The following is a 13,125-nucleotide window of genomic DNA, read 5'->3' as shown; positions in this document are numbered from 1 at the left end:
ACTTGTCGTTATTAATAGTTGTCGTTATGCCGACGGGGTTAATAAATGCAGGTTAAGCGCCGCGCAACTTAACGATTGCGCGAGGTACGCAATACTTCGGGTAGCACTCGAATACGACGCATCACATTGGCTAAATGGACTCGGTCGGTCACCGAGATCCGTAAGTTAATCAAAAAGACTCTGCCATCGCGCTCTTCGGTACTCAAGTTATGAATATTGGAGCCTTCGGCGGCCACGATAGAGGTGATTTTTGCCAGTGCGCCTTGATGGTTGACAATTTCGATACGCAAATTAGCTTGAAATTCAACCCCTTCGGCGTTATCCCAATGCACGGGGATATATTTATCGGGCTCACCTTGGTAGCCACGAATATTGGCGCAGCTTTCCATGTGCACCACCAACCCTTTACCTGGGCTAACATGAGCAATAACAGCGTCGCCAGGAATGGGGCGACAACAGTTAGCAAAGGAAACCAGCATCCCTTCGGCGCCGCGAATGGGCATCATATTGGCTTCTTTATGTTCTTGCACCTCTATTCTGTCACCTTTAAGGCGCTGTGCAATAACAATGCTCATGGCATTGCCTAGACCGATATCGGCGAGTAATGACTCTAGACTCTTATGTTTGGTTTCACGCACCACTTTGTCAATCTGTTCAGGGGCAATGTCTTTAAGTTTGACATCACCTAATGCATGATTGAGTAGACGTTTACCTAAAACCACCGCCTCATCTTCCTTGAGACTCTTGAGTAGTTGTCTTATCTTGGCGCGTGCCTTACCTGTGACGACAAAGTTAAGCCAGGCTGCGTTGGGTCTGGCACCTTTAGCGGTAATGATTTCGACGGTTTGCCCCGAAATCAATGGCTGACTCAAGGGATACGCTTGGCGATTGACGCGCGCGCCGACACAAGTGTTACCCACATCGGTATGCACTTCATAGGCAAAATCCACCGGCGTCGCCCCCACAGGAAGCTCCAAGATACGCCCTTCTGGGGTGAAGACATAAATCTCTTCAGGGAACAGTTCAGTCTTAAAGTTTTCTACAAATTCAAAGGAGGTGCTGGCGCTTTGTTGCAGCTCCAATAGGCTTTGCATCCACTTGCGTGCTCGCACTTGGGTGGTGGTGCCTTGCTGTTGCGTGCCGGCGCCTTTATAGAGCCAGTGAGCCGCGACCCCTTTGTCTGCCATCTGATCCATATCTTCGGTACGAATTTGTACTTCAACAGGGACCGCATGGGGGCCAAACAGCGAGGTGTGCAGCGATTGGTAGCCGTTCGCTTTAGGAATGGCAATATAATCTTTAAACCGCCCAGGACGTGGTTTGTATAAGCTATGCATCGCGCCCACCACTCGATAACAGGTATCTATGGTGTCGACTATGATGCGGAAGGCATAGATATCCATGACTTCTTGAAATTGGAGTTCTTTATTACGCATCTTGTTATAGATGGAATAAAGGTTTTTTTCTCGCCCCTTTACCGTGCCTTTGATGCCCGCATCTTCTAAGCGGGTTTTTATCGCCACTTCAATGCGCTGGATCAGCTCTTTACGGTTACCGCGAGCCGCCTTGACTACCTCTTTGAGTACGCGATAGCGCATCGGGTAGTAAGCCTGAAAACCTAAATCTTCGAGCTCGGTCTTAATGTTGTGGATACCTAAGCGGTTGGCGATCGGCGCGTAAATTTCTAAGGTTTCACGGGCGATACGACGGCGTTTGTCGGGACGCAGTGCACCTAAGGTACGCATATTGTGGGTGCGGTCGGCAAGTTTGATTAAGATGACGCGAATATCTTGGGTCATCGCCATCATCATCTTGCGAAAGTTTTCTGCTTGGGCTTCTTTTTTATCGCGAAACTTGAGTTTGTCTAGCTTAGAGACGCCCTCAACCAGCTCACCAATGGCGGGTCCAAAAAGTTCGGACAGCTCTTCTTTGGTGACGGGGGTATCTTCGATAGTGTCGTGCAGCAGAGCGGCCATTAGCGTCTCATGATCGAGACGCATATCGGCCAGGATGCGAGCAACCGCAACCGGATGGGTAATATAAGGTTCGCCACTGGTACGCATTTGCCCTTCATGAGCATCGCGCGCAACCTGATAGGCCTGCTTGAGTAATTCTACTTGCGTCGGTTCTAAATAAGCTGACGCAGACTCCTTGAGACCTTCAAACAGATACAAGTGGCAGCACTCCTTATATAGCGTTGCGGCCTTCAGCGATAGCAGCAACAGCAGCAATTTCTGCCGCTTCACGTTCGCGCACAGTTTGACGCTCATCGGCATCAAGTGTGTCAGCGGTGACTAAACCAAGTTCGATTTCGCGCAGGGCGATAACCGTTGGCTTGTCGTTCTCTTCTTCAACCATAGGGTCTTTACCCTGCACGGCGATTTGGCGAGCACGACGCGCTGCAACCAGGATCATATCAAAACGGTTGCCGATTTGGTTTACGGCGTCTTCTACAGTTACGCGAGCCATGTGTTGAAACTCCAGTGATTATGGGTGAAAAAATGACGCAAAATTATACATTATGACAGTTAGTCTGCCAACAGATCGTTAAGCATATCATTTAGAGTATGAATTTGACCAGCGCGAGTAAGGCGTTGGCTACGAATAATTGCTTTTAAATCGACCTGAGCTTGCTCAAAGTCGTCATTGACTATGATGAAGTCGTATTCACCATAGTGTGAAATCTCAGAAGTGGCTTGTGCCATGCGGCCAGCAATCACTTCGCTACTGTCTTGACCTCGGCCAGTAAGACGGCGCTCAAGTTCAGCTTTTGACGGCGGTAAGATGAATACCCCTATGGCCTCTGGCATCATCTGTTTCACCTGTTGCGCGCCTTGCCAGTCAATATCGAGAAACACGTCGATCCCTTGGGCGAGCATCACTTCAATCGCTTCGCGAGAGGTGCCGTAGTAGTTACCAAACACTTCAGCCCACTCAAAAAAAGCTTGTTTTTCAATAAGCGCTTTAAATTCATCAACCGAGACAAAGTGATAATGTTGGCCGTCGACTTCCCCCACACGTGGCTGGCGCGTAGTATGCGATACAGACACTTTCATATCGGCAGGATTATCCTGCAAAATAGCGCTAAGAAGAGAAGACTTACCGGCACCACTAGGCGCTGAAATAATAAACAGGTTTCCGCGAGCGGTCATGAGCGTGCTATCCAAAAGCTGATTGATTTAGGTAGCCAGACATTATACAGCCTAGCGGTAAAATTAGGCTAGTGATTTAGCCTATTAGTGTCACTGTTTGTCCGCCAAAGTGGGTAATTTATGGTAGTTTTTAAGTTCTAGCTCAGAGTCGATAGCGTAGACTCTTGGCTGAACCTGTGAACCGATAGCCAATGTAGTAGGATTTTTATGCAGTTTAATACCTTTTTTTGTCGTCAAGGCGTGGATAGCAGTGTGCGTTTTGCGCTGATCAATCTCGCCGCATTCTTTGCCGTATTGATTTTCTATGTGCTACTAAACGGCCATGTATCGCTATTGTTAGTTGGGCTGGCTGCGGCATTGTTTGCTAGCTTAAGTGCTAAGCGTCGGTTGCAAGGTCGGCCCATCATATGGGCTTTTTTGCCTGTGCCCGGACTGATATTGTTGAGTGTTGGCCTGATTAATGAAGCTAATACCATAGTTATTGGTTGTGGTGTGTTACTGGAGTTGGCAGCCTGCGTGTTTGTGGTGCTGCAAGCGCCAGCTAAAAGCCAATTTACGGCAAGCTGTTACGGCTATCAGGGGCCATTATCACCGGCGAATCGCCGCGTAAGGCGTGTCGAGCCTGTGATTGCTGGCGATGCGCGCGACGCTGTTATGCCCCTTGAGCTTGATGATGACCCCAATGAGCGCCCCTATCGATATCAGGGGCATCAAGCTAATGACCAACAATCTTATGAGCATGCTATCGGCTCTAGTACTCACAGCGCGAGTACACATAATAGTGAAGCCCTCGCAAGTATCATAAAGGTGATAGGTCAAGGTGCTTTGCGTGCCATTAAGGTGATTAAAGCCCGGCCCCGAGCCAGTTTGCTTGGCGCTGGCAGCTTGATGTTAGTGAGCGCATTAGTGTTAATGTGGTCGGATGAACCTAGCTCTACCCAGAGTGTGCAGCAGAACAGCGCCGAAGCATCAGGTAGCATAAACCAAACGGCCTCTTATCAAGAGGCAATAATGCCCGACGGTTTTAGCATACTACTCGATGAAGATGTGCTGATGATCAGTTGGTTGGGTGAGCGCGGCGAGCCAGGATTATTGTGGTCATTAGCCACTGGTAAAGGGGATAGTAGCTGCCAAGAGTTAACCTTTAATAATGGTGCTCAATATCGCCCGATGGAGGTGAGTTTATTGCCTGACTCATCGACGTTAGCCCGATTTTCGCCGCTCGATACCCGAGCCATTCTTAACGATGTCGCCATGCGCGGCAGCCTTAAGTTGTGTGGGTATCAGTTTAGTCTCAAAGGCAGTCAGGCGGCATTGGCGAAACAAGCGGCGTTTCGTCCCTATCTTTAGGCTAATGTTCAACACTATGAACGGGTGATTAATCGGCGAGATCTATTACAGCTAGCTTTATACAATAGGGGGGAATGGCGGCTATTGGCGCTGGTGTTCATCGTCATAACTGATTAAACTCGTCGGTTACATTTTTAATGGTCGGTGGCCAGCGCGCCGCCCCTAGTCCAGTTGGTTGTAGACAATGGTTGCGACGCACTCTTCTAGTACACCCGATAATGAGTTCAATAATGTCACGCTGGTGATCATGGCAGCTGGTTTAGGTAGTCGTTTCGGCGGCGATAAACAACTGGCAAACCTAGGGCCGCATGGCGAAACCATGCTTGAGCTCTCGCTGGCGAGTGCGATAAAGGCAGGATGTTCGGCGGCGGTGATTATCACCCGCGCCGAGCTTATCGAACCGCTGCAGCAGCGGTTAACCGCCTTGCCAGACGGTTTTGCACTGCATTTTTGTGTGCAACAAACCGATGACTTACCAGCCGAGTGTTTGCCTTTGCAAGGTGAAGCTAAGCGGCGGGGCAAGCCCTGGGGGACTGCCCACGCACTTTGGTGCGCCAGGCATTGGGTTAATGGCCCTATGATAGTGATTAACGCCGATGATTATTATGGTGATAATGCCTTTAAATTGCTGGTCGATGGCTTTAAACACGCTAGCGAACGGTGGCAAATGGTGGCTTATTGCCTCAATGAAACCTTGTCACAACATGGTGGCGTTAATCGGGGGATTTGCCAAACACAAGGGGACTATTTAAGCAGTGTTCAGGAGTGGCTCGATATTGCATGGCAAGGTGATAAACTGCTGGGACACAATGGTCAGCACCAAGCTGAGCTCGATCCACAAAGCCTAGTGTCGATGACATGCTGGGGGTTTTCGGTCGATATTTTTAGGGTGTTAGAGCAGGCCTTGATTCACTTCATCAAAGATAGTGGTCATCTTGCTGGCAGTGAATGTTACTTGCCCGCTGTGGTGCAGACTTGCCTACCGTCACAGCATCAGCAAGACCATAATATCAGCGTCAAACCGGTTTACGTTAATATTAGCGCCGACACCTGGATGGGCGTGACATATCCGCAAGATGCCCTCTGGGTCAAACAAAAATTAATGGAGTTATTGGGTGATTGAGCTTATTCGGCAGCAGGTGCTGCCCCACTTTGGCATAACCGATTGCGCTAAAGTGTCGCCCCTTGGCAATGGTCATATCAATGACACATTTTTAGTGCGCTCAGCGCAGGGCGAGTTAGTCTTACAGCGGATTAACACTCAAGTCTTCAAGAGGCCAGAAGCCTTGGTGAACAACGCAAAAAAGATAGCCAGCCACTTGCAAGTGAAAGCGGCGTGCGGTGATTATCATTTAAGTGTGGTGGCACCTGTATTGACCATGGATAACGCCTTATATGTTGATTTAGCCGACAATGGTTTTTGGCGCGCGATTAATTACTTACCCCACAGTCATAGCATCGAAGTGGTATCTAATGAGCAAGAGGCTGAGTCAGCCGCTAAAGCCTTTGGCCATTTTTCACGCGCCTTGAGTGATCTAGATGCGACCGACTTGGAAGATGTGATCCCGCAATTTCATCATCTTCCCGGACGAATAGCGCTGCTTAACCAGGCCGCCACCCAAGACATGGTGGGTCGATTAGTACACTGCCAACACTGGGTTGATTTTGCACTGGCGCAGACTCATCTACTTGATGAATTGGCTCTGTTGGCTGAGACATTACCGCTGCGAACCTGCCATAACGACACAAAAATCAATAACATGCTTTACGATAAGCGCGACATGAGCAGTTTAGCCATCATAGACTTAGATACCTGCATGAAAGGGCATTTAATGTATGATTTTGGCGATATGGTGCGCACCTTTACCTCGCCCGAGGAGGAGGATTCCACCAACCTTGATAAGGTTGAGGTTCGCGAGTCGATATTTGCCGCTATCTGCCGTGGCTACTTAGCTGAGCTAGGTGATGTGTTAACTGTGGATGAAAAGCGTAGCCTATGGCTGGGCGCGCGAGTGATCTGCCTAATGATTGGGGTCCGCTTTTTGACCGACTATCTCAATGGCGATAGCTACTTCCATGTGCAGCATGACACCCATAATCTCGATCGAGCGGCCAATCAGTTTACCTTGTATCAAAGCCTATTGAACCAACAAGCGACGTTGAAAAAGTATTTTCAATAGCCTGTGCACAATAGCGATTAATCAAGTAAAAGAGCGCAAAATAATGCGCTCTTTTGGTTTATGCCCGTTGAGGCTCCCGGCAATATTTGGCCAGGTTGCTCAAGATCAACTAAGGTGCAACTCATCCTCGCAATCACTATTAAAGTGTTGCATAAGCCCTTACACTGCTTACAGATTAATAACATTGGATAACCATTGATGGCCCCCATTATCTGTAACTCTGCCCTAGAAGCTGTGTCTTTAATCGAAAGCGGTGAAACCCTGTGGACACACTCTATGGGGGCGACGCCTAAGGTGCTACTCGATGCGCTAGCGCAGCATGCGTTAACGATTCAAGACTTAACCCTATTACAGCTGCATACCGAATGTGCCGAGTCGCTTAGCTCACCCAATCTGAAAGGGCATTTGCGACACCGCTGTTTTTTTGGTGGCCTGCCAACGCGTCAATTGTTACAGCGTGGCGATGCCGACTATGTACCTATTTTCCTCTCGGAAGTCCCCAAACTGTTTCGCTCGGGCGAGCAACCCATCGACACCGCTATCATTCAAGTGTCGCCACCAGATAAACACGGTATCTGCTCTTTAGGTATCTCGGTAGAAGCCACCTTGGCCGCTTGCCAAGTAGCTAAAAAAATCATCGCTCACATCAACCCTATGATGCCGCGCACTCACGGTGATGGATTTATTCATTATCAAAAATTTGCCGCTGTGTATGAGCAGAGTATGCCTTTACCACAACACCCACTCGCTGCCAGCGATGTCACCAGTTTGGCGATAGGTCAAAATGTGGCAAAACTAGTGCGTGATGGTGATTGCTTACAAATGGGTATAGGCGCGATCCCCGACGCCGTGCTTGCCTGCTTAACCGAACATCAAGACTTAGGTGTGCACACTGAGCTATTTTCCGATGGCGTGCTTAATCTGGTCGAACTTGGGGTGATCAACAATAGCCGCAAAAAAGTGCATCCTGGTAAATTGGTCACGGGTTTTGCCCTCGGTAGCCAGCGACTCTATGACTATGTTGACGACAACCCATCGGTGATCTTTATGGATATTGAGCAGGTCAATGACACCTCGATTATCCGTAAAAATCCCAATGTGATGGCAATAAACTCGGCGCTGCAAGTGGATATTTCGGGACAAATTTGCGCCGACTCATTAGGCACGCGTATCTATTCTGGCGTAGGTGGGCAGATGGACTTTATTCGCGGTGCGGGCCTATCAGAAGGCGGCCGCTCGGTGATCGCACTGCCAAGCACTGCAGCGCATGGAAGTGTGTCACGTATCAGCACCGTACTCTCACCTGGTGCAGGCGTGGTCACCACCAGGGCTCATGTACATTACATCGTCACCGAATATGGCATCGCCAATTTGCGAGGTAAATCACTGCGAGAGCGAGCCCGCGCCTTAATCGACATCGCTCACCCAGATTTTAGAGAACAGCTTTGCCAAGAAACCTTCGATATGTGGGGACTCACGGTGTAGTTTTACAGCATCCAAAAAAAAAAAGCCTCAATGGTGAGGCTTTTTTGTTAGGAGGGGAGTTTATTCCACGTTTTGGATCTGAATGTGGTGATAGAAATTTAAATCCTTAATATTCAGCTTCTTGGGTTTGTTTGGTGATGATTAACTAGATTTTAGTCACCAATTTAGTCACCAAGTCTACTTTGTTAAGCTGCTTTGCCGAAGTCAGCTTCTACTACTCATTTTTTGTTTTGAAAGAGCAAGTGTTGCGGTTTGGACTAAGTGATAAATTAATACAAGATACCATATTGGCTGGATGCACAGGAATGGCAGGTATCGTCATCGAACATATTGCCAATATTAGTCATTTCCTTGCAGTATATGCATTTTATTCTGTAGGAGTCACTTTCATGAATAGCTTTAGCGGCTGACTTTACTTGACGAGGTGTGGAGTTTAGGCTCATTTTTTGTTGTGTCACCCACTCAAGATGGGAGCTATATGGACCATGCCATCCAACGATAGCCGTTGAAATGGTGATTCCATCCTCCAGTATGTCTATGCGCATATCCTGGTTATATGCCTGATTAGTTACTTTTGCAGATGATACGTCGAAATGTTGCTTAGCCATATTGTTGCAAGCGTTATCGTCACAAGTGACCGGCTGGCGTCCTTTGGATTTAAAATCGGCGTCAATTAATTGATTACATGTGCTACAGATAAAAAAGGCATTTGATTGGTCAATTGCTCTAGCTAATGCTTTCAGGCTGTGTATTAGGCGGTGCGGATTTACATTAATTTTTTGATGGATAAGCTTATCAAAGTTGCCACTGTTGCTGTTAACGTGGGCGATAACAGTAAAATCTTTATCAATATTAACAGTGTAAAGTGGTCTCACTTGCTTGTGTATTTTCCTTACTGATTGATATTGATTGAGCTCTTCAGTTGTTAAAAACCGCTTTTCATTAGTATTTAAATCAATAAGTGGTGTATTGGCGCATAGGTCAATCGGGTCAAGGGTCTTAAAAGGAGAATCAAACCTTGTGGCAGGTGAACCATATATGAAATGCGTTAATACGCCGTAAGGTGTGATTAAATCAATAAAACGATTAATCCACTCCGCATTCCCAGTAAAGTGAATGGCATCTTGCTCTAAAAGTGATTCAATCGTTGGAATGGAGTCGAGATCCATGTCGTGTTCCCTATGACAAACTAAAGCTGTTGATTAAGAAAGTATTGTAGCTAAATTGCCTCAACGCTGTAACTAGGAGTTTGCGATTCGTCCGCTTAATGAGCGGGCTACAAATTCTGAACTTAAATCGTGATTATCAATTTTTAAAAAGCTATGATTAGATTAGAAAAATACCGCTGCGAGGGAATGATGGCATTGAATACACTGGGTCAAAATTTAGAAAACAAATCTACAAACTTTAGTTTTCTGTCATCATACGATCCCATCTTTTTAGATTTAGCCTATAGCGCAGAGCGTGCCTTTACCTCAGACCCCAACACCACCTTAATTAAGCTGCGTCAGTTAGGTGAAGCAATGGCGCAAGATATCGCCGCTAGGTGTGGTATCGAGTTTGACGATAAAACGACGCAAGCGGATCTGCTTTATAAAATTCACCGAGAGTTAAACCTAGAACCTGTCGTTCGTCAGCTATTTCATTCTTTAAGAATTGAAGGCAATAAAGCGACTCATCAGTTTAGAACCCAGCATAAAGAAGCATTAGAAGGGCTAAAGCTGGCTCGAAGCTTAGCTATTTGGTTTCATCATGCCTTTGGCGAACTCAAGTCTCCCTTTAAAGCAGGCCCATTTGTCTCTCCTGAAGATCCAAGTAAGCAGCTACAAGATTTACAAACACAGATCGAGCAGCTGCGCAGCGAACTTAATGATAACCACCAGCAGCTAGCAGATAGCCAGCAGTTAACTGAGTTAATCGCGCGGGAAAAAGAAGAATATGTGGTGCTTGCTGAACAAATGGATGCTGAGGCCCGAGCTTTATCTCAGCAAGCGGCTGAACATGAGCAAGCACTCGCCGAGCAAAAGCAGCAATTCGAATCACGTATCAAAGCACTACAAACTGAATTAGCACAACTTGCTGAAGCTGATAGCCAAGCTGCGACAAAAAATAAGAAGCAAATTAGCAAGCAAGCGAGCAAAGCAGGCAGTCATATTGAGCTCAGTGAAGAGCTAACGCGGGTACTTATCGATCAACAGTTAAGAGATGCAGGATGGATTGCTGACTCTGAAAGATTAGATTTTCGCAAAGGCACTCGGCCTAAAAAAGGCAAAAATATCGCCATTGCAGAATGGCCTACCCAGCATAAGGGCCTACAAGGCCGAGCTGATTATCTACTATTCTGTGGCTTAACCCCTGTGGCAGTCGTCGAGGCTAAAAAAGAGAACACCAACGTCGCGGGTAAGATAACTCAAGCGGAACGTTACTCTAAAGGATACAAACTTACTTCCCCTCAACAAGGCGCATGGGAATTAGAAGGTCGCACGGTAGCATGGGCTGATGAGGAAGATGGTCATTACCATATCCCCTTTATTTATTCATCTAATGGCCGAGAGTTTAATAAGCAACTGGCAGAGTTATCAGGCACTTGGTTTCGAGATGTCCGTAAACCCAGCAATGCAAAGAAGGCGCTACAGCAGTTTCATTCGCCTGATGGCTTACTCGATAAATTAAAACGTAGTCGTGAAGATGCAGAGAAGTTACTGCAGCAAGAGGGCTTTGATTACCTTGGCCTACGCGATTACCAACAAAAAGCCATTGCTGCTGTTGAGTCAGAATTAGCGCAAGATAAAACCCAATGTCTGCTGGCTATGGCAACGGGCACAGGTAAAACCCGTACCATTATCGGTTTAATGTACCGATTTTTAAAAGCCGAACGTTTTAGACGTATTTTATTTCTCGTTGATAGAACCGCATTGGGCGAGCAGGCTTGTGATTCATTTGATGAAGCGAAGCTTGAACAAAATAAAGTGCTGTCGTCGATCTACAATATTGCCGAATTAGGCGATATGGCCAGTGAAGCCGAAACCCGTATTCAAGTCGCTACCGTGCAAGCCATGGTAAAGCGCATTTTTATGTCTGACACACCGCCGCCACTTGATGAATTTGACTGTATTATTGTTGACGAAGCCCACCGTGGTTATGCGCTTGACCAGCAAATGACAGAAGGTGAATTGGCAACACGAGACGCTAGCCAATACCTGTCTAGTTACCGTCGTGTGCTCGATTATTTCGATGCAGTGCGTATTGGCTTAACCGCAACTCCGGCTAAGCATACCAGCGAGATCTTTGGTAAGCCCGTATACACCTATAGCTACCGTGAAGCGGTGGCAGATGATTGGCTAATCGACCATGAACCACCCATTCGATATGAAACCTTATTAAACAAAAATGGCATCAAGTTCGAAAAAGGGGAAACCATCAGTGCTATTAATACGCAAACAGGTGAAATCGAGACTGCCGATTTAGAAGATGAGTTAAAGTTCGAAGTTGAATCATTTAATAAGCGGGTGATAACCGAGTCATTTAATGAGGTTATTTGCCAAGAGTTAACTAAAGAATTAGATCCATTAGGCGATGAAAAAACCTTAATTTTCTGCGCCACAGACGTTCATGCTGACATGGTGAAGCGTCTGTTAGATACAGCATTCATTGGTATATATGGTGATGACTACAATCAAGCTGCAGTGGCTAAAATAACAGGTCAAAGTGACAAAGTAAGCCAGCTTATTCGCCAGTATAAAAATGAGCGATATCCTAATATCGCCATTACCGTTGACCTATTATCAACGGGTATCGATGTCCCTAAGATTTGTCATCTGGTGTTTTTGCGCCGTGTTAAATCGCGCATCCTGTATGAACAAATGATGGGCCGTGCGACCCGTCGTTGTGATGACATTGGTAAAACTGCATTTAAGATTTATGACCCTGTAGATATTTATAGTGCGCTCGAAGCCGTCAACACCATGAAGCCGATCGTCAAAGACCCTAGCATCACCCTTGAACAGCTGGTGGAAGAATTAAGCGATGATAACCAGTTAACACAAGCATTAGATGCTCCAGGTGAACAGGCTGGCACTAGCCACGCCGATGATGTACTTAATCAGCTTGGCCAAAAAGTCATGCGAGTCATGCGTACAGCAGTTAAAAAGGCGGAGAATAAGCCAGAGTTAAAAGCCAAACTCGATCAACTTGAGGGTCTATGGGGCGTTGCGCCTGATAAGCTCCACCAGCATTTACATCAAATTGGCCCTAAAGCGGCTGCGCAGTTTTTTAAGCAGCATCAAGGCCTGCTTAATCAGTTAGCCGAAGTTCGTTATCTTGTTGGTAGCGATAAGATGCCGATTATCTATGAAGGCCGCGATGAATTCATAAGTCGTCAGCAAAACTATGGCGTACATGAAAAACCGGCTGACTATCTTGAAAGCTTTAACCATTTTATTAAGCAGAATATTAACCAATCGGCAGCCTTGTCCGTGGTGGTTAATCGCCCTAAAGACCTAACCCGAGAACAACTTAAAGAAGTTAAACTTTTACTTGATGCAGCAGGTTATAGTGAGGCCCATCTGCAAAGCGCATGGCGTAAAAATACCAACCAAGATATTGCAGCCAGTATTATCGGTTATATTCGTCAGGCAGCGCTTGATGAAGCCCTCATCCCCTTTGAGCAACGAGTCACCAAAGCGATGCAACGTATATACAGCGAGCATGAGTGGAACCCTAACCAACGTAAGTGGCTTCAGCGCTTAGCAAAACAATTAGTGCATGAAGCTGTGATTGATAAGGCATTTGTCAACCAACGTTTTGCCGATCAAGGTGGTGCTAAACGCTTTAACAATGTACTTGATGATCAGCTCGATACCATTATCGACGAGCTGAACAAATACCTTTGGCAGGTCGGTTAGCGCTTAATTTTCAGGGCATATTTTTAGGGGGTAGCCACTGAGATATGTATAGAT

At 46.7% G+C, this 13,125-nt stretch carries 9 protein-coding genes; 5 read left to right on the top strand and 4 right to left on the bottom strand.

Going from position 1 to position 13,125, the window contains the following annotated elements; all coding sequences use genetic code 11:
• Positions 1–68: 68 nt before the first annotated feature.
• From spoT to gmk, 3 genes are read right to left on the bottom strand one after another with little or no spacing between them, the layout of a single operon-like run.
• Positions 69–2,174 carry a bifunctional GTP diphosphokinase/guanosine-3',5'-bis pyrophosphate 3'-pyrophosphohydrolase gene (spoT, locus tag AC5YBZ_RS16055; protein WP_494520705.1) on the bottom strand — a complete coding sequence of 702 codons (2,106 nt, stop codon included), beginning with the start codon at positions 2,172–2,174 and terminating at the stop codon, positions 69–71.
• 13 nt (positions 2,175–2,187) lie between these two features.
• Positions 2,188–2,469, bottom strand: coding sequence for a DNA-directed RNA polymerase subunit omega (gene rpoZ, locus AC5YBZ_RS16050; protein WP_012275521.1), 282 nt, complete (start codon positions 2,467–2,469; stop codon positions 2,188–2,190).
• 59 nt (positions 2,470–2,528) lie between these two features.
• The gene (gmk, locus tag AC5YBZ_RS16045; RefSeq protein ID WP_475515091.1) at positions 2,529–3,152 is read right to left on the bottom strand and encodes a guanylate kinase; all 624 of its coding nucleotides are present in this window, start codon (positions 3,150–3,152) and stop codon (positions 2,529–2,531) included.
• Positions 3,153–3,359: 207 nt separating this feature from the next.
• Here gmk and AC5YBZ_RS16040 point away from each other — a divergent pair, with 207 nt between their 5' ends.
• The 4 genes from AC5YBZ_RS16040 (at position 3,360) to AC5YBZ_RS16025 (ending at position 8,167) form a co-directional block, all read left to right on the top strand.
• Positions 3,360–4,502: a hypothetical protein gene (locus AC5YBZ_RS16040; RefSeq protein ID WP_494520706.1), complete on the top strand. Its 1,143-nt coding sequence runs from the start codon at positions 3,360–3,362 to the stop codon at positions 4,500–4,502.
• Between the two features lie 184 nt (positions 4,503–4,686).
• Positions 4,687–5,625 carry an NTP transferase domain-containing protein gene (locus AC5YBZ_RS16035; protein WP_475515089.1) on the top strand — a complete coding sequence of 313 codons (939 nt, stop codon included), beginning with the start codon at positions 4,687–4,689 and terminating at the stop codon, positions 5,623–5,625.
• The gene (locus AC5YBZ_RS16030) at positions 5,618–6,682 is read left to right on the top strand and encodes a phosphotransferase enzyme family protein (RefSeq protein WP_494520707.1); all 1,065 of its coding nucleotides are present in this window, start codon (positions 5,618–5,620) and stop codon (positions 6,680–6,682) included. Before AC5YBZ_RS16035 ends, AC5YBZ_RS16030 begins: the two co-directional genes overlap by 8 nt.
• Positions 6,683–6,880: 198 nt before the next feature.
• A complete protein-coding gene (locus AC5YBZ_RS16025) occupies positions 6,881–8,167 on the top strand; it encodes an acetyl-CoA hydrolase/transferase family protein (RefSeq protein WP_494520708.1) in 1,287 nt (428 codons plus the stop codon).
• 269 nt (positions 8,168–8,436) lie between these two features.
• Here AC5YBZ_RS16025 and AC5YBZ_RS16020 read toward each other — a convergent pair whose 3' ends face one another.
• A complete protein-coding gene (locus tag AC5YBZ_RS16020) occupies positions 8,437–9,336 on the bottom strand; it encodes a hypothetical protein (RefSeq protein WP_494543185.1) in 900 nt (299 codons plus the stop codon).
• A gap of 189 nt (positions 9,337–9,525) precedes the next feature.
• Here AC5YBZ_RS16020 and hsdR point away from each other — a divergent pair, with 189 nt between their 5' ends.
• Positions 9,526–13,071: a type I restriction-modification system endonuclease gene (hsdR, locus tag AC5YBZ_RS16015; RefSeq protein ID WP_494543736.1), complete on the top strand. Its 3,546-nt coding sequence runs from the start codon at positions 9,526–9,528 to the stop codon at positions 13,069–13,071.
• Positions 13,072–13,125 lie beyond the last annotated feature (54 nt).

It is taken from the genome of Shewanella sp. 553 (genome assembly GCF_059338375.1).
This window is presented reverse-complemented; position numbering and strand designations above follow the sequence as displayed.